This is a genomic window from Trueperella sp. (assembly GCF_043424875.1).
Classification (GTDB): domain Bacteria; phylum Actinomycetota; class Actinomycetes; order Actinomycetales; family Actinomycetaceae; genus Trueperella.
Genome location: NZ_JBHWPL010000049.1, coordinates 32,095 through 49,266, shown reverse-complemented (window position 1 = coordinate 49,266; position 17,172 = coordinate 32,095). Strand labels below are relative to the sequence as shown.

General features: G+C 62.9%; 17 protein-coding genes and 1 tRNA gene. 12 read left to right on the top strand and 6 right to left on the bottom strand.

Annotation, left to right across the window (positions count from 1 at the left end):
• Positions 1-341: 341 nt before the first annotated feature.
• A complete protein-coding gene (locus ACHFFR_RS04865; RefSeq protein ID WP_394263152.1) occupies positions 342-1,073 on the bottom strand; it encodes a FadR/GntR family transcriptional regulator in 732 nt (243 codons plus the stop codon).
• A 238-nt stretch (positions 1,074-1,311) separates the two neighbouring features.
• Here ACHFFR_RS04865 and ACHFFR_RS04860 point away from each other — a divergent pair, with 238 nt between their 5' ends.
• The 6 genes from ACHFFR_RS04860 (at position 1,312) to ACHFFR_RS04835 (ending at position 7,257) form a co-directional block, all read left to right on the top strand.
• Positions 1,312-2,304: a zinc-binding dehydrogenase gene (locus tag ACHFFR_RS04860; protein WP_394263151.1), complete on the top strand. Its 993-nt coding sequence runs from the start codon at positions 1,312-1,314 to the stop codon at positions 2,302-2,304.
• The gene (locus tag ACHFFR_RS04855) at positions 2,304-2,987 is read left to right on the top strand and encodes a TRAP transporter small permease (RefSeq protein WP_394263150.1); all 684 of its coding nucleotides are present in this window, start codon (positions 2,304-2,306) and stop codon (positions 2,985-2,987) included. The genes ACHFFR_RS04860 and ACHFFR_RS04855 overlap by 1 nt, the downstream gene beginning before the upstream one ends.
• Positions 2,987-4,246, top strand: a complete 1,260-nt coding sequence (locus tag ACHFFR_RS04850; RefSeq protein WP_394263149.1) for a TRAP transporter large permease — start codon at positions 2,987-2,989, stop codon at positions 4,244-4,246. The genes ACHFFR_RS04855 and ACHFFR_RS04850 overlap by 1 nt, the downstream gene beginning before the upstream one ends.
• Positions 4,247-4,275: 29 nt before the next feature.
• Positions 4,276-5,298 (top strand): TRAP transporter substrate-binding protein, encoded by a 1,023-nt coding sequence (locus ACHFFR_RS04845; RefSeq protein WP_394263148.1) that lies wholly within the window; start codon positions 4,276-4,278, stop codon positions 5,296-5,298.
• Positions 5,299-5,374: 76 nt separating this feature from the next.
• Positions 5,375-6,619, top strand: coding sequence for a 3-oxo-tetronate kinase (gene otnK, locus ACHFFR_RS04840; RefSeq protein ID WP_394263147.1), 1,245 nt, complete (start codon positions 5,375-5,377; stop codon positions 6,617-6,619).
• The gene (locus ACHFFR_RS04835) at positions 6,616-7,257 is read left to right on the top strand and encodes a class II aldolase/adducin family protein (RefSeq protein WP_394263146.1); all 642 of its coding nucleotides are present in this window, start codon (positions 6,616-6,618) and stop codon (positions 7,255-7,257) included. The genes otnK and ACHFFR_RS04835 overlap by 4 nt, the downstream gene beginning before the upstream one ends.
• 170 nt (positions 7,258-7,427) lie before the next feature.
• Here the strand turns inward: ACHFFR_RS04835 and ACHFFR_RS04830 are convergent.
• Together ACHFFR_RS04830 and ACHFFR_RS04825 are read right to left on the bottom strand one after the other, a co-directional pair.
• Positions 7,428-7,516 (bottom strand) — tRNA-Ser (locus ACHFFR_RS04830).
• A 142-nt stretch (positions 7,517-7,658) separates the two neighbouring features.
• Positions 7,659-8,144, bottom strand: a complete 486-nt coding sequence (locus ACHFFR_RS04825; RefSeq protein ID WP_394263145.1) for a nucleoside deaminase — start codon at positions 8,142-8,144, stop codon at positions 7,659-7,661.
• A gap of 70 nt (positions 8,145-8,214) precedes the next feature.
• Between ACHFFR_RS04825 and upp the strand changes: the two genes are divergently transcribed.
• Complete coding sequence (upp, locus tag ACHFFR_RS04820; protein WP_394263144.1) at positions 8,215-8,853, top strand: uracil phosphoribosyltransferase; 639 nt, start codon at positions 8,215-8,217, stop codon at positions 8,851-8,853.
• 4 nt (positions 8,854-8,857) lie between these two features.
• Positions 8,858-9,868, top strand: a complete 1,011-nt coding sequence (locus ACHFFR_RS04815) for an alpha/beta hydrolase (RefSeq protein ID WP_394263143.1) — start codon at positions 8,858-8,860, stop codon at positions 9,866-9,868.
• A 28-nt stretch (positions 9,869-9,896) separates the two neighbouring features.
• On the opposite strand, the gene ACHFFR_RS04810 is transcribed toward ACHFFR_RS04815, so the two are convergent.
• Positions 9,897-10,076 (bottom strand): hypothetical protein, encoded by a 180-nt coding sequence (locus ACHFFR_RS04810; protein WP_394263142.1) that lies wholly within the window; start codon positions 10,074-10,076, stop codon positions 9,897-9,899.
• Between the two features lie 113 nt (positions 10,077-10,189).
• On the opposite strand from ACHFFR_RS04810, the gene ACHFFR_RS04805 reads away from it, so the two are divergent.
• From ACHFFR_RS04805 to ACHFFR_RS04795, 3 genes are all read left to right on the top strand, one after another.
• Positions 10,190-10,621, top strand: a complete 432-nt coding sequence (locus ACHFFR_RS04805) for a hypothetical protein (RefSeq protein ID WP_394263141.1) — start codon at positions 10,190-10,192, stop codon at positions 10,619-10,621.
• A 100-nt stretch (positions 10,622-10,721) separates the two neighbouring features.
• A complete protein-coding gene (locus ACHFFR_RS04800) occupies positions 10,722-11,585 on the top strand; it encodes a DUF5926 family protein (RefSeq protein ID WP_394263140.1) in 864 nt (287 codons plus the stop codon).
• Positions 11,586-11,707: 122 nt separating this feature from the next.
• On the top strand, positions 11,708-12,478 hold the full coding sequence (locus tag ACHFFR_RS04795) for a glycosyltransferase (protein WP_394263139.1): 771 nt from the start codon (positions 11,708-11,710) through the stop codon (positions 12,476-12,478).
• Here ACHFFR_RS04795 and ACHFFR_RS04790 read toward each other — a convergent pair.
• On the bottom strand, positions 12,462-14,777 hold the full coding sequence (locus ACHFFR_RS04790) for a hypothetical protein (protein ID WP_394263138.1): 2,316 nt from the start codon (positions 14,775-14,777) through the stop codon (positions 12,462-12,464). The genes ACHFFR_RS04795 and ACHFFR_RS04790 overlap by 17 nt on opposite strands.
• A gap of 115 nt (positions 14,778-14,892) precedes the next feature.
• On the opposite strand from ACHFFR_RS04790, the gene pheA reads away from it, so the two are divergent.
• Complete coding sequence (gene pheA / locus ACHFFR_RS04785; protein WP_394263137.1) at positions 14,893-15,828, top strand: prephenate dehydratase; 936 nt, start codon at positions 14,893-14,895, stop codon at positions 15,826-15,828.
• An 11-nt stretch (positions 15,829-15,839) separates the two neighbouring features.
• On the opposite strand, the gene ACHFFR_RS04780 is transcribed toward pheA, so the two are convergent.
• Positions 15,840-17,123, bottom strand: a complete 1,284-nt coding sequence (locus ACHFFR_RS04780) for a diacylglycerol/lipid kinase family protein (RefSeq protein WP_394263136.1) — start codon at positions 17,121-17,123, stop codon at positions 15,840-15,842.
• Positions 17,124-17,172 lie beyond the last annotated feature (49 nt).

Genomic DNA, 17,172 nt, shown 5'->3' with positions numbered 1-17,172 from the left:
TCCTTCAGATAAATCGGTAAAACGTGACGGCAACACGCAGGTGAATTTTGCGCGGGACCACGAACAGGGTCGGTGTGATCGCTCGAAACCGTGCCGAGCTGGTTATCACTCTTTCCTGCGTTGACGTCAATTCGCGGTGCTCGATGGTGTCATCGTGACACGCGGGGGCGGCGTGCATGCCCCTAGTGCATTCCACACTCTCAAACGAGGTAGGGGTCTTCCAGTTTCGTCACCAAATTGTAATAAACCGCTTTAAACCAGATTAACTGTGGGGATGCCCGCCAACTCGCGGTTTTACGCGCGTGAGAATTAGCAAAATCGCAGGTCAAACATGGCGTGTTTCACTCTTGCGGGTGGCCCGTGAGGTGCTCCGGGTGCTGATCCCAGGTGGTCTTGACCTCGATCAGATGGTCGAGCATGGCCTGGCGCGCCGCGTCAGGATCGCGGTCGGCAATCGCAAGAGCGATGGCACGATGTGCCTTCGCAACTCGGCGGATTCTGCTCGGTTCCATTCCGAATGTGGCCACGCGCGTTTCCATGAGCGCGCCTTCTAAAACGTCGAACATCGCGACCATGAACTCATTGTTCGTGGCCTCGGCGATCGTCTTGTGGAAATAAAAGTCGTTGCGCGAGGCTCGCGGGATGTCGCCTTGGAGATCTTTGAGTTCGTCGCATAGCTCAAGAAGCCGCTCGATATCCTCGCTGCTGGCCACCGTGGCCGCCTTCGCCGCGACTGCGAGCTCGAGCGCAACACGCACTTCGTGAAGATTGGCGTAATCGAGGGAGGTGCCCTGCCGAAGAAAGATCCGCAATGCCTCGGTGACGTCGCTAATCTCTGACAGTCGCACGACGATGCCGGAACCGGGAATGGACTCGACGAGCCCCTTCGCCGTCAGCACCTTGATCGCCTCTCGGATGACCGTTCTTGAGACACCGTAGTAGTCGCACAGTTCGCGCTCGGATGGCAGCTGCTCGCCTGCCTTCATGCCGTCATTGAGGATGCGATGGCGCAAGTCCTCGGTCACTTGGGCAGAGAGGGACGGCTGTCGCACAATCGGTGCACGTCGCGGCATTGTCGCTCCTCTGTTACACGGCTGACGACCCATGGCAAACCCGTCGTAAAGCTCATTTACCGGGTGTTATGCCCTGATTGCCGTCTAGGAAAATTATACCGCATCAGAAAAGTTTCCAAATCTCGTTGCGGCAACTGGTATGACCGGATACAGTATTCTCATCGTCAGGACGATGGTCCAACGATTGCGATGCGCATCACATATCGCACCCGAGCAATGATGCTAGGAGAGAAGCCTCATGAGAGGAATTAAGTTCAATACCGACGGCTTAGCAGAGGTCGTTGAATTGGAAGTGCCGCACGCTGCCGAAGGTAACGTCGTCGTTCGCGTGACGTCGACGGGCGTGTGTGGCTCAGACTTGTCAGCACTCCGAGGAACACACCTTTTCCGCGTCCCTCCCCTCATTTCCGGCCACGAGGGCGGCGGTATCGTTCACGAAGTGGGCGAAGGCGTGTCTGACTTCGCAGAGGGCGACCGCGTCGTCATCGACCCGCAAAAGCCCTGCGGCACGTGCGATCTGTGCGCCGAAGGCAACTACCACCTGTGCCGCGAGAAGGTCATGCTGGGCGTCGCCGAGTGGCCGGGATCCTTTGCTGACTACGTCGAGGTTCCCGCCTACACGCTCATCGCCGCGCCCGACTCCATCAAGGATGAGCACCTCGGCTTGGCCGAACCAATCGCCGTCGCCGCACACGCCGTGCGCCAGTTGGGCGAGCGCAAGCAGAAGACAGCGCTCGTGCTCGGCGGCGGAACGATCGGCGCACTCATCGCACGGGTTCTGTCGCACAACGGCACCGAAGTCACCGTCAGCGAGCCGCGCGCGTTCCTCAAAGAAAAGCTGGAAGCGCTCGGCGCCGCCCACGTGAGAACCCCCGACGAGCTCGGCGATGACACGTACGACGCCGTGTTCGTCGCGGCAGGCGTTCCTGAACTCATCGCGATCGGCCTCGACAGGGTTGGCCAGGGCGGCGCACTAGTGCAGGTCGCCGTCTTCAACCTCGAGGTTCCCGTCCATGTGGGTAAACTTCAGGTCAAGGAGCAGGCCATCCTCGGTACAGCGATGTACCAGACGCAAGACTTCGCAACGGCGCTTGACCTACTCGCGACCTACCCGGATATCCCCGAGATCCTCGTGTCCGCCGTCGTCTCCCTTGAAGAGGGCGCGGACATGATCACGGACATGGCCAAGAACGGCCCGGGCGACATCCTCAAACTGATTATGGTGCCCTGATGGCTGTACTACACCGCGTCATGGACGTTATCGAACGTATCTGCCTCATCATCGCGTCCGCATTCTTGGCACTCATGGCCGCTGTGCTCATGTACCAGGTCATCATGCGCTACGTGTTCAACAACGCGACCTCGTGGTCCGATGAACTAGCCACCCTCATGTTTGTGTGGGCTGTCATGCTCGTTATCCCCATCGGCGTCAGGCGCCACGAACACATTTCCGTCGAGTACTTCATCATGAAGCTCCCGCCGATCGGCATCAAAGTCATGCAGGTTCTCATCTACCTTGCCACCGCTTTCACGATGGCAATCATTGGCTACTTCTCGCTCGGCCTCCTCGAATCCGCGGGCCGCCAGAAGCTCTCGGGGCTCACGCTATCGCTGGGCATGGACGTACCCATGTCGTGGATGTACATCGCGGCGCCCATCGGGTGCGCGATCGTCGTTCTCTTCTGCGCCGAGCGGATCGCCAACATCGTGACGAGTACGCCCCAGTGGGAAGAGCGGCATCCGAAGTCATTTGTCGACGACGACGAGGACGAGGGCGCAACCCTCGTCGAAGAGCAAGAAGCCGCCGTCGTCGAATCTCTCGAGGACGAAAACCCGGAACCGGAGCCTGAGCCCGCCAACGGATCAAGGGCCGTCTCGACCAGCGACGCAGCGGCCACGGAGGAGAAGAACTAATGCCAGTTATGCTTTTCGGTGCTTTCGCACTCTTCATCCTTCTGGGCCTGCCAATCGCGATCGCAATCGGGCTGTCCTCCATTGGCGGCATGTTCTTCTTCACGGACATTCCGCTCGAGCTTGGAGCGCAGCGCATGCTCTCCGGCCTGCGCTCCTTCCCCCTTCTCGCAATCCCCATGTTCGTGCTCGCCGGCTCGATCATGAACGCGGGCGGCATCACGACCCGACTGATTAACTTTGCCTACGCCCTGATTGGTCCCATGAAGGGCGGCCTGTCTGCCGTTACGATCGTGACCCACATGATCTTCGGAGGCATCTCCGGTTCGGCGGTTGCCGACGCCGGCTCCGTCGGCAAGATCATGATTCCGCAGATGGTTAAGCGCGGCTACCCACGCGGGTACGCAGCCTCCGTAAACTCGATTGCATCAACCATCGCGCTTGTCATCCCGCCCTCGATCACAATGATCATCTACGGCGTAACCGCGAACGTCTCCATCGGGGACCTCTTCTTCCACGGCCTCTATATCGGAATCGGCTTCGCGATCATCTATATCACGACCGGGTACATCATCGCGCGCGTGAAGAACCTGCCATCCGAGCAACGAGTCGAATGGGCTCAGGTCCGCAAGGCCTTCTTCGCAGGAATCTGGTCGCTATTCCTCCCGATCATTGTGCTTGGCGGTATCCGTCTGGGAGTCTTCACCGCCACCGAGGGCGGCGCCGTCGCGGTGACTGTGGCGGTGATCCTTGGCGGGCTCGTCTATCGCGAGCTCACGTGGGACAAGATCAAGAAGGTCATGACGGAATCCGCGATTCTCGTCAGCACCATCATGTTCATTATCGCCATGGCGCAGATTTACTCGTGGGCCCTGGTCACGGCGGGTATCCCGCAGCAATTGTCCGATCTCGTGCTGAGCATTACCGACAACATGTTCGTCATTTTGCTCTTCATCAATATCCTGCTGCTCCTCATCGGAGCGGTCATGGAAGGCAACGCGGCGATCATCGTCTTTACGCCGATCCTGCTCCCGATGGTCACGGCCGTTGGGGTGGATCCAGTCCACTTCGGCCTGATCGTCGTCATCAACCTCGCAATTGGCCTCGTGACGCCCCCTGTGGGTATCTGCCTCTTGCTCTCAACCCAAATCGCCGGTATTCGACTCGAGCAGGCCTTTAAGGATCTCATTCCGTGGTTCCTGACTGCCCTTGGACTGCTCCTGCTCGTTACTTACATTCCGCTGTTCATCGGTTTCTATTAGCAACAACTTCAACATAACTAGGAGAAATAATGCGTAAGTCAAAGGCAATCGCAGCCCTCGCCGCATCAGCGCTAGCACTGTCGCTAGCAGCCTGTGGTGACGATGGCGATTCAAACGGAAATGGTGGAACTGACGGCGGCGGCGGTGACGCTACGCTGACCCTTCGCCTCGGGCACTCCTACGGTATCGATTCGCTTCAGAACCGAGCGGCGGAGCAGCTGGCCGAAAACGTCAACGAGGCGTCGGATGGCCGCCTCACCATCGAAGTGTTCCCCGCATCCCAGTTGGGAAGCTGGGAGGAAATGCAAGAAGGCCTCGAGATTGGATCAGTTGACATCGTTATCGAGTCCGTTGGTTCGCTTGAGCGCTACACCGACCTCGCGGCAATCGAAGGAGTGCCCTTCCTCTACCGCGATGCCGATCACTTCTTCGCCGTCTGGGACGGCGAGATCGGCGACGAAATCATTCAGGCAATTCGCGACGACTCTGGGTTCCTCCTCCTCGGCGAAATGTATCGCGGTCCGCGCGTGCTCAACGCATCTCGTCCGATCGAGACCCTCCAAGACGTTCAGGGCCTCAAACTCCGCGTCCCGACCCAGCAGACCTACATCGATACGTGGAACGCACTCGGCGCGGCACCAACTCCGCTTGCCCTGAACGAGGTGTTCTCCGGAATCGAGCAGGGAGCAATCGAAGGCCAGGAGAACCCGATCGACGTCGTTAGGTTCAACTCGTTTTACGAGGTCGCGCCCTACGTGACGAATACCAACCACCTCTACGGAAACTTCCACTTCCAGGTCTGGGGTGACGGCTACGATTCGTGGGATCCCGAACTGCGCGAGATCCTCGATGCGGAAATCGACGCCATCTCCGACGAATACCGCGAGAATTCGCTGAATGAGGAAACCGAGAATATCGAGTTCCTTAAGGGCGAGGGAGTCACCTTCTACGACATCGAGATGGAGGAGTGGGCGGCCCAGACCCAGTCCGTCACAGATTCCGTGCGCTCCGACCAAGTCAAGGAGTGGGTGGAAACGATCAAGGGCATGTGATCGAGCCATCCGTTGATTGAGAAGTGGGGAGAAGGCAGCTTCGGCGTCTTCTCCCCACTGTATGAAAGGAAGAATCATGCTTGGATCAGTCGCCGACGATTTCACGGGCGCTACCGACCTGGCCGGCAATTGGCGCAGCCGCGGGCTTAAAACCGCCGTCTTGCTCGGCATCCCACCGGCACCCCTGATGGATGATCTCGATGGATACGACGCGCTCGTCGTCGCGCAAAAGATCAGGTCTGTGGACGCCGACGCGGCACGGACGGCCGCGCGCCGCGCTGGCGAGGTGCTCCTCGACGTGGGGTGCACTCAGATTTACGACAAGTACTGTTCGACATTTGACTCCACGCCGGACGGCAACATCGGTCCAATCGCGGATGAGCTAGCCGAGCTCACTGGCGCCGAGCGCGCGATCATCGTGCCGTCGTTCCCCGATGCGGGCCGAACGGTGTACAAGGGGCATCACTTCGTGCTCGACGAGCTACTCTCCGAATCCCCTATGCGCCATCACCCGCTCAACCCGATGACGGACTCGTCTGTGGTTCGGCTCATGGAGGCGCAAACAGATCGGCCGGTCGGAAAGATCGTGCTCGAGGTCGTTCGGCAGGGCCCGGACGCTTTGCGAGCCGCGCTCGACGAGGTCGGGAAGGACGCGTTCTATATTGTTGTTGACGCGATCGATAACGACGATCTGCGCATCATTGCCGAAGCGACCACGCAGGAGAAACTCGTGACCGGGGGCTCCGGCATCGCGCTTGGCCTCCCCCACCGCGACACCGACCTCGGTCAGGTGGAGAAGATTGCCGGACGCAAACTTGTGCTTTCCGGTTCCGCCTCCGCCATGACGCAGCGCCAGGTTGCTCACGGGAAGGCGCACCTGCCGCATCGCAAGGCGGATGTACGAGAACTTCTCACCGATATGGATCACGCGGTGGCCGAGGCCTGCGAATGGGTGCGAGCGCAATGGGCCGCGGATCCGGACGTGGCTCCACTTATTTACTCTGTCGAATCACGCGAGGACGTCGATGCCGCCCGCGCCATCACCGACGAGGCGTCCTCCCTCATTGAGACCTACTTCGGCCGTATCGCGGCGGACCTGTCCGACGATGGGCTTCGTCAGATCGTTGTGGCTGGCGGCGAGACCTCCGGCTCGGTGTGCGAGGCCCTGGACATCCGAATCCTCGACCTGGGTGAACAGCTGGCGCCGGGAGTCTCGTGGTTGCTCGGCAAGTCCGACTCGACCGAGTACAACATCGTGCTGAAGTCAGGGAACTTCGGGCACGAAGATCTGTTTACCTCAGCATGGGGCGAGCTTCGATGACGACCATCGCGGAACTCATCGACGCCGCACATTACCTGTCGTCTCTGGGACTCTCCCCAGGGACTACAGGTAATGTCTCCTGCAAAATCGACGGCCGTATTTACCTGTCCGCCTCGGGCGCGACGCTCGGCACCCTACGCGAGGATCAACTCACGATCATCGACGGCGAGTCAATGACAGGGCCGAAGCCAACCAAAGAGGTGCCTTTGCACCTGAAGTTCTACGAGCTGAACCCAGACGCGAGCGCAGTTATTCACCTGCATTCGCCGGCCGCCTCGGCGTATTCCTGCGTCAAACCATGGAGCGAGTACAGCGCGTTCCCACCGCTGTCTCCGTATCTGGTCATGAAGGTAGGAAACGTGCCGAGCGTGGATTACCAGCCGCCCGGCTCGCCCACGCAGGCTGATTCCTTGGCCGACGTGGGTGTGCCATTTGATTCGGCCTTGCTCCAGAACCATGGACCCATCACCTGCGGGTCCGTGGCACAAGCCGTGGACCGCTCTATCGAGATCGAGAATTCCGCGGGTCTTGCCCTCACACTCGCGGGGATGGATGCGCGAGTACTCACCGATGCCGAATGCGAGTACCTCGCTCAGAAGAACAAGCGGCCATGGGCCTACTCCGACTGGCGGCAGTAAACGGTTGAATGGTCATGGATTCTGCATGGTCGGTACTTGTGTGGTCGGTATACCAGCCGTCGACATGCCCGTGCGATCAGCGCCCGAGCTGTCACCACGCCCGAGATCCACTCTTCGACTCCCTGATCGCATAAGAATTCCCCGGCGCCTACGGATAGACGCCGGGGAATTGGCGGTGGAGGTGGGATTTGAACCCACGGTGGCTATTCACCACACAGCATTTCGAGTGCTGCACCTTCGGCCGCTCGGACACTCCACCTCGGCACGCTATCTTAACCGTTTTCTGGGCCTGCGAGCAAAGCGGCGTGGCCCTTGTGGGCGGGACGTCACACCAGCCGCGCATCTTTAGTGAAAAATCGGTCGCTTTTGACGATTTTCGAAACGAGATGCTCGCTCAGTCACTAAAGTTGCGGCGAACGGGGCAAGACCTCGCGGCGCCGAGCTTCAAACCACTCCACGAGCTGGCGGTTTGCCCGGTCTTCTGCCACACCGCTCACGACCTCCACCGTGTGGTTGAGCCGGGCATCGCGCAGAACGTCTCGCACCGAGCCCGCCGCCCCCGCTTTCGGATCCCATGCCGCGAACACCACGCGCGAAATCCGCGCATTGACGATCGCGCCGGCGCACATCGTGCACGGCTCCAGACTCACGTACAGCGTGCAGCCGCTGAGGTTCCAGGTCCCGCGCGCCTTACCCGCCTCTCGCAGCGCGTTGACTTCCGCGTGCCCGGCCGGATCTGCGTCTGCCTCGCGCGTGTTGAACCCGCGTCCGATCTCCGCGCCCGTTTCGTCCACGACGATGGCGCCCACGGGCACGTCCTTCGCGGCCCCGGCCTCGTCGGCAAGTGCGATGGCGCGGTCGATCCACGCGGAGTCGTGTTCTCTCATGTCTCCATCGTACGGCGGGCATGAGAACAATCGCGCACAACAACCGCCCGATCCGCGTTAGATTAGAGGCATGAAAGTTCAGATCATTGATCACCCCCTCGTCACTCATAAACTCACGGTTCTTCGTGACAAGAACACGCCGAGCCCGGTTTTCCGCCAGCTCGTCGAGGAAATCATCATGCTCCTGTCCTACGAATCCACCCGCGACGTGGAAGTGATCGACAAGGACATCGAAACCCCGGTCACGTCCATGACCGGCAAGACTCTCTCGAAGCCCGCCCCGATCGTGGTGCCGATTCTTCGCGCGGGCCTTGGAATGCTCGAGGGCATGACGCGCTTGATGCCCACGGCCGAGGTCGGCTTCCTCGGTCTTCGCCGCGATGAGGACACGCTCGAGGCCATCACCTATGCGAACCGCCTGCCGGATGATCTGACCGACCGCCAGTGCTTCGTGCTCGACCCGATGCTGGCCACCGGCCACACCCTGATCGCCTCGATCGATTACCTGCTCGAACGCGGCGCCCGCGACGTCACCGCGATCTGCATCCTCGCCGCCCCGGAGGGCCTCGAGGCACTGGAGGAGCACCTCTCGGACAAGGCGAACGTGCGCGTGGTTGTGGCGGCCGTCGATGAGCGGCTCAACGATAAGGGCTTCATCGTGCCCGGCCTCGGCGACGCCGGCGATCGCCTCTACGGCATCGTCGACTAGCGCGGTGAACCCCACCTGGCCACCCACGTGGCTGCGCCCACCGGTCCCGGATTACCTTCCGGGCTGGCACGCATCGTCGATCCTTTTGAGCGACGACGATGGCGGCATGCCCGCCCGCCGCCCGGATGTGGCGGTGCTGGTTCACGAATCTGACGCTCCGCAGTTCATTTCCGAGACGGGCACGGCCGCGCTGTGGATCCCCGGATTCGTAGATTCGTTCTTTCACGTCGAGCATGCGGCGGCGTGGCGAGACGCGGGCGTTGGCCTCGTGGGGCTAGACCTGCGCCGCGGCGGTCGCGCACTGCGCGATCCGCGCTATCGCGATGACATTCGGGATTTTCGCATTCGCGACGAGGAGATCGGCAAGGCCATCCGCGTGCTTCGCGCGTGGGGTGCCCGGCGCATTATCCTTATCGGCCATTCGACGGGCGGGCTCAACGCGGCGCTGTACGCCCATGACCATCCGCGTGCGGCCGAGGCCGTCATCTTGAATTCTCCGTGGCTCGATCACAACGGACCCGAGTCCGAGAAGAATCAGGGCACTGAGCTCGTGAAGCGGATTGGAACACTCACGCCCCACCTGCCCGTGAGCCGGCTGAAGCCACAGTACGCGCGGAGCCTGCACGTCGACTACGGCGGCGAATTCACGTTCGACCCCATGTACAAGCCGCTCACGTCCGTGCCCGTCTTTGCGGGATTCTTCCGCAGCGTGCGCCTCGCGCAGGAGGAGGTGGCGGCCGGCCTCGCGATCCGCGAGCCGGTGCTCGTCGCCCACTCGGATAGGTCGGGAGATTTCAACAATCCCTCGAGCGAGGAGCTACGGAGCACCGATGTGGTGCTCAACGTTGAGGATATGACGCGCCTCGCGCCCAATCTCGGCTCCAATGTCACCACGCTCGAGGTGCTCGGTGGGCGTCACGACCTCGCGCTGTCACAAAAGCCGTCCCGCGATCTCTACACGCGCGAGTCCATCGCCTGGGCGCTGGACGTGGCCGGCAACGAGACGCGTTACTGACGACGCCGGAAACGCACTAACACGCGCACTAACGGTTCATATACCAATTGCGCACGAGCGCACCGACAATCGCGGCGATGATAAAGATGGCGGCGTAGAGCAGGATACTGGTCATTCCCTCAGCATACTCGCCGCGGGATGCCAGGCCAGGATCTCGCCGCCGGCCCAGGCTCCCGGCGCCGCCGGGATTCTCAGCACCGACCCTCATATTCCTCACCAACATTAAAAAATCATCATGCGGCCGTCGTCGTCGGCTCATACTCGTTTTCCATACTTAAGTCAGCAAGGGAGAAATGCTCCCACGAACTTAAGGAGAACATCATGAACAAGAAGATGAACTGGACCATCACCGGCTCCCTCGCAGCAGCAGTGCTCATCACTGGCGGCGCGGGGATTGCAACCGCAAACGACGACGCCCCCACGCGTGAGGGCAAGACCGTCACGCTGGAGACCAAGGTCAAGGCGCAGTCAGCTCCGTCGGTCGTGACCGCTGGCGACGTGGCCACGAAGACCGTCTCTGCAGTCTCGGCAGCCTCGGCTCCGAACCAGGCGTCGGCTCCGTCGCCCGTGTCAGCTCCGTCCCCGGTTTCGGCACCCAGCCCCTACTCGGCTCCGTCACCGGTCTCCGCGCCTAGCCCGATCTCGGCACCCAGCCCGATCTCGGCACCGAGCCCCTACTCGGCTCCGTCCCCGGTCTCGGCTCCTAGCCCGATCTCGGCGCAGTCCTACTCGGCTCCCTCGGCTAACTCCTAATCCCTCCTCCATCGGGATACGCCCCGCCATTTTCTTAGGTGAGAATGGCGGGGCTTCTTTGTTAGTCTGTGGTGGTTATCCGTTTCCACGAGGAGAAAATATGGGCAAGCAGAGCCGCCGCGAACGTCGCAACAAGGATCGCAAGAAAAAGGTCAGGATCCAATTCGTGGACCGTCCGTTCGAGGGCATCCCCTTCGAGTCGGAACTTGTGGCGATGCGCGAGATCATTCCGTCGGCGTCGATGAAGGTGAAGCTGACGGAGGAGTACGGCTCCGAGGAGGTCACGCTCGTGACGCTCCTGCCCGGCATGGGCGCGGCCCTGCGCAGGTCCGACGGCGAGCTCCTCGTGGCCGTCCAAACCGTGATGTCATCGGGCGATGTGTCGCTCGATATTGCCGACCGCACGATTAAGGCCCTCGAGCTCGAGCCCGGCGACGCCATCGCCCAGGCCGATCAGCCCGAGCCCGGCCCGCGCCTGCAAGACATCCTAGACCTCGACACGGACGTCGAGCTCGAGATCCACGAGTCCTACGACTACTGGGTCGACCCCGCCGACGCCGATAACCCCGACGTGCGCGCTGCCATGCAGCAGACCGCCGAGCAGATGGTCCCAACCGCCGAAGTTCCGGGCACCGACGGCGCCTACTGGTGCCGCATGCAGCGCGAGTTCCTGCGCTGGGTACGCCCCGAACCGGAGGCCGCAGTTCTTGACGGGCTCGCTCGCCTTCACCACAAGCGCGAGCTGACCTTCGACGACGCACGCTTCGTCGGCGCCTTCCGCGCGATGGGCCTGCTCATTCCGGTCTTCGAGTTGCCCGCGGGTGCCGAAGCCGACGAGCTGGAAAAGCCGCTCGCCGAGTTCTCCAAGAAGCTGGATCAGGCAATCGCCGACGACGAGCCGCTTAGCCCCGACGAGCGCCGCACGCGTTCGGGCATCATCTCCCGTCAGGTGACCCTCCGCTAAGGCGCTGCCAACGAAAGGCCTCGCCACCGAAAGGCCTCGCGCAACACTCCCGCCAGCATCTTTGGTATCTCAGTCGGCGCAATCTTTGCGTAATCCTGACCAGATACATATAGACTTTAGACGTGCGTGGGAACCGTGTTGCAGTAGTTATTCCGGCCAAAGATGAGGCCGAGCGCATTGGTGCGACGATCCGTGCCGCACGCGCGATTCCGCGCGTGGACCTCATCGTCGTCGTCGATGATGGGTCTGAGGACAACACTCGCGACGTCGCTCGCGCGGCTGGCGCGACAGTCGTTCGGCATTCGGTCAATCGCGGCAAGGCGTCGGCGCTTGAAACTGGCGCGGCCGTGGTCGCGATGCGTGATCCGGAGGATGCTCCCCAGCGCGCGGTTCTTTTCCTCGACGCCGATCTTGGCGAGTCCGCCGTCGAGTGCACGCCGCTTATTGGCCCGGTTCTTTCCGGCGACGTCGATATGACAGTTGCGTACCTGCCCCCGCAGGCGGGCGCCGGCGGCCGCGGCATCGTCACGCGCTATGCGCGCCGGTGGATTCACCGCCTGACCGGCTGGTATCCGCAGCAGCCCCTATCTGGCCAGCGGTGCTTGACGCGCGAGGCGCTTGCCACCGCGCAGCCCCTGGCTTCTGGCTGGGGCGTCGAAGTCGGCATGACCATCGATTTGCTGACCAAGGGCTTTACCGTGCAGGAAATCGCGTGCAAGCTCTTCCATCGCCCCTCCACCGATAATCTGGCGGGTCAGTTACATCGGGCGAGCCAGTACCGCGACGTCGTTCGCGCAGTTGCCGCACGCCGCGCGCGCCGGGTTGGCGTGCCGAAGAACAAGCGCAAGACCGAGCGCGTTGAGCTTGGCGCGCCCTTTAACTCGTACCACTGAAGTCACTGGGCTGCTCATTAAAACTGTGCTGCTCATCCGCGCCCGTTAGCCCGCCGTCGCGGGGCGGCGCCTCTTCAAACACGTTGCGTCCGTAGCGTTCGTTTTCGTTGCCGTCGAGCCCGGCGACCGACCACAGACACATGAGATACATTCCGCCGATGAGCGGGATGACGAGCCCGGAGTCGTTGATGAACATGGCGCTCACAAGCGTGACGAGGGCAGCGATCGCGCCGGCTCGCAGCTCGGGGCAATCCTCGTGGTCGCGCAGCGGCCGAATACCCGCCCGCTTGGCCATGAACCACATGAACGCCACGAGGAGCGCGGCGGCGATCCAACCGAACCAGGGAACCTGTCCCACCAGCTGCTCGAATTTGCGCAGGACGATGCCCGGGCCCTCGCCGTCGAGAAGAGACTGGAAGAACTGGCCAAGGTGCGTGCGCGACGCCGGCGGGCGCAGCCAGTCGAGGAACGCGATCGCGACGGCGGACAGGGCGGCCGCCGCGCCGAGGATCACAACGCGCGCGAACGTGATCCGCACGCCGAACACGAGAAGGGCGAACACGCCGAAGCCAAGCACGAGCGCCGGCGGGCCGCCGAAATCCGCTCCTATATGCGGGGCGCCGTTGATGTAGATCGCGATGAAGGCCATGGTGGCGATGACGGCCGGCACGGCCACTTTCGCGCGGTAGGACTTCACGATGGTGACGGCGATGAGGGTCAGAAAGATCATGCTGACGGCCCAGATCGCGAACGGCGCGTTCGACATGCCGTAGAACCGGCCGCCCGATTGCGGCTGATCACCGAGCACCGAAATCGAATGGAGGGGCGAGCCGAGGGCGGCGTCGATCCCGATGGTTGCCGCAGTGACGAGCGCGATGAACGCGGGCGCTAGCGCGATGCTCCGCACGCCGCTCACGGCCGGCTCAAGCCCCTTCTTCTCGAGATGGACGAGCGCCTCGGTGCGCGCCTGGGCAAGCCGCAGGGCGATCGCCGCAATGCCCATCGCGATCGCCGCCACCCCGATTGTGAACGTCACGGCTCCGTATCGGCCCGCGCGCCACCACGGCAAGAGGTTCACGAGGAAGGACGCCGCCGGCATCGCCGCCGAGACTAGCAGCGAGAACAGGTGGTGGATGCCAAAGCGCCCGCCGCGGATCGTCGTCGCCACTCCGGCGAAAATGATCATCACGCCCACCACGAACAGCACGTAGAACAGCCCGACCATCGCGCGCGTCATGATGGCGCGTTCGTTGACGTCGGCCAGGTGCGCCGGCCCGTCGTCGCTAGTTAAGAACCGTGGCGGGACGCCGGCCGCCGCCGCGGGCACGTCGAGGCCGAACGCGTCGAAGATCGCCGCCTGCACGTCGACGTTTTGGATGATGCCGGGCTGGCGGGTGGAGGCGGAGGTCGCGAGCCCGCCGGTGTCCTCGCCGATTACGGTTTGCAGGTAGAGCTGGAGGCGGGCCGCCTCGCGATCGGAATCGCCGAGGGAGGCCACGATGAGGGTGGTGCCGGGCTCGAGCGCCTCGAGCAGGAGGCCGAGCTCGGAGTCGATGCGGGCGGTGGAGGCGAGCGTGCGCGCGGAGACCCCGCCGGGCGGGATGAACGTCATTTCGAGCTGGCTCGCGGGCGTCGAATCGCGATGCGCCGAGCCAAGGTCGATGACCACGAGGTCCGCATCGGATACGGCCCGGTATCCGTCCACCGCATTTTCGGTGACCGGCCCGTTCATCGGCACGTCGATGACGTCCCCGAGCGGGTCGCCGTCGCGATCGGCAATCGCCACCGCGGCGCCGGGCCCGACGGCCGCGACGCTTCGCCCGTCGGCCACAATCGTCTCACCCAGCAGGCCAAACTGCGGGTTGAAGCGATTTGCCTCGTTGTTGGCGAGGATGTCCTCCCACACCTCGAGGTGGTCGATCGAGTCGGAGGGATTCTGCGCGAGTACGTACGAGGACTCCACGCACGACTGCTCGGCGTTCGAAATGCCCGCCGAGCGCACGCCCGAGTTCAGCGTCATCCACCCACCCACGGGGCAGGTGGTCATGGAAAACGTGCGCACCGACGTGTTCGCGATCGTCGAGGTCTGCGAGAGGTCGAGCAGGGTCGGGGTGCGCGAATCGATCGCTTCCCATGGGACGCCCACCATTCCAACGACGACGACCTTGCCGGTTCCCTTCGGCATCGGCTGCGGATCGTAATCGCGCAGCATCGGGAGGAAGATCGTGAAAACGAGCGCGATGAGCACGCCGATGACGGCACTCTTCCATCCTCTGGTGGGACCCGCGCTGCGTTCCATAGGGTCAGCCTATGTTTATTGCCCGGCTTTACGCCAAAGGACTCGGGAATCTGCGCGTGAGGGTTGCCATGTGGGCGAAAGCCTCAAAACGTTGGCGCCTCTATAGAATGGGCGCATGAGCCAACTCCGTTTCGCATACCTTGGACCCCGTGGCACGTTCACCCAGCAGGCGCTCAACCAGATCGCCACTGAGGACGAGTCGATCCACATCCCGGCCATTGATTCTCCGCGCGCCATCAAGATGGTGCGCGCGGGCGAGGCGGATTACGCGGTGGTGCCGATCGAGAATTCGGTGGAGGGCGGAATTAACGCCACACTCGACACGCTCGCAAACGACTCCGACCTCCTGATCTACGCCGAGGTCCTCGTTCAGATCGCCTTCACGCTTGCCGTGCGGCCGGGCACCACGATGGCGGACATCACGCACATTTCCACGCATCACGCGGCGTGGACGCAGTGCCGCAACTGGCTCGGCGAGCATCTTCCCGAGGTTGTGCACCTTCCGGCGTCGTCGACGGCGGCCGGCGCGGCTGGTCTCGCCGTGGAGGGCGACCCGGGCTATCAGGCCACGCTCGTCTCCGCGCTGGCGGCCGAGCAGTACGGGCTCGAGGCGCTCAGCGACGCGGTGGCCGATAATCCCGATGCGGTCACCCGTTTCGTGCTCGTGGGCAAGGCGGGCAAGCTGCCCGAGCGCACGGGCTCCGACAAGACGACCCTCATGGTCCAGCTCGCAACCGACGAGGCCGGCGCGCTTCTGAGCATGCTCGAGCAGTTTTCGGCGCGCGGCGTGAACCTCTCGCGCATTGAGTCGCGCCCGGTTGGCGATTCGCTTGGCCGCTACGCGTTTTCTATCGACGCCGAGGGGCACCTCATGGACGAGCGCATCCAGGCCGTGTTGCTTGGTTTGCATCGCGTGTGCCCGAAGGTGACGTTCTTGGGCTCCTACCCGACGGCCGACCACCGCCGCATTCGCCTGCGCCCGGGCACGACCGACGACGATTTCATCTCGGCGCGCTCGTGGGTTGACGGCCTGATCGACCGCTCGATCTAGCCGACTCGCAATTAGCCGACTCGAACGCGCAGGCTCGCCTCGTCGATCCGCGTGATGATCTCGCGCGAGTAGCCGAGCACGTCGCCATCCACCTGCACCTGCTGCGCGCTGTCGGCTTCGATGCGCGCCTGGTTGATGCGGTGGACGTCGATGTCGCCAGAGTTTTCGATGCCCGGGAGCTTGACCGGCTTGAGACCGAGCCCGTTGAGGCCCACCTGGCGCACGATGTCGCCCCACCCGATGAGGCCGCGGCGGGTGTCAAGAACGGCGAGCTCGAGCCAGCCGTCGTCTGGCTTGGCGTGCGGATCGAGCACGAAACCGCCCACGAGTTCGCCGCAGTTGAGCGCCATCACCGTGCGCGCATCAACGGTGATGGGCTGGCCGCCCTTGCCCGTGGTGATCTTCGCGCGTATCTTCGGCGCGAGCAGGTGGGGTAGCGCCACCTTGACGTAGGCGAGCCAGCCGATCTTCGACTTCAGGTCGGCTTCGGCATCGGCCGAGGCCATGATCGCGGCGTCGAAGCCAATACCGGCATTGACCAAGAAGGCGTGCTCGCCCGGCTCTGCCACGAGGAAATCTTCGGTGCCGTCAGGGACGTCCGACGGCGTGACGGCGGCCTGTTCTGGGATCGTCAGCCAGCCGACGTCGATCGACATATCGCGGCCGGTCAGCGCGATGATCGCCATGCGGCGCGCGCTCGTGAGCGGGAGTCCAAGATTGCGCGCGAGCAGGTTGCCCGTCCCCACCGGGAGCATGGCCAGTGGGGTGTTGGTGCCGGTGAGGACCTCACCCACGTTGCGTACGGTGCCGTCGCCGCCCGCGGCGATAACCACCGAGGCGCCCATCTCCACGGCCTCACGGGTCTGCCCAAATCCTGGATCGTCCTCCGTGGTCTCCATCCAAATCGGGCTCGGCAGATCCGCGTCTTTCGCGGCGCGCTCAAGGGTGGCACGCAAGTAGTCGAAATCAGCGCTCTTCGTGGGGTTGTACACGACGACGGCCGGGCCGGATGGCTCACTACGCTCGGCTCCCACGGACGCGAGCGCTATATCGTGCTGGTCGAGAGCCTCATCGTGCTTGTCAATCACCTGGTCGTGCTGGTCGAGGCTGGCGCGCTGCGCTTCGATGAGCTCGCGCTGCTGATCCAGCTCGCCACGAAATGCTTCGAAGTGCGTACGGTTCTCGTCGATCTGCCGGGAGAGCTCATCCGCGCGAGAGTTCAGCCTTGATGCTCCGATCACCGCGAAGATGGCAACGGCCAAAGCGATCACGCCTAAAATAATTCCCCATTCCATGAGTTCATCGTAGCGGTCACGATGGCCCGATGGCCCGATGGCCCGATGG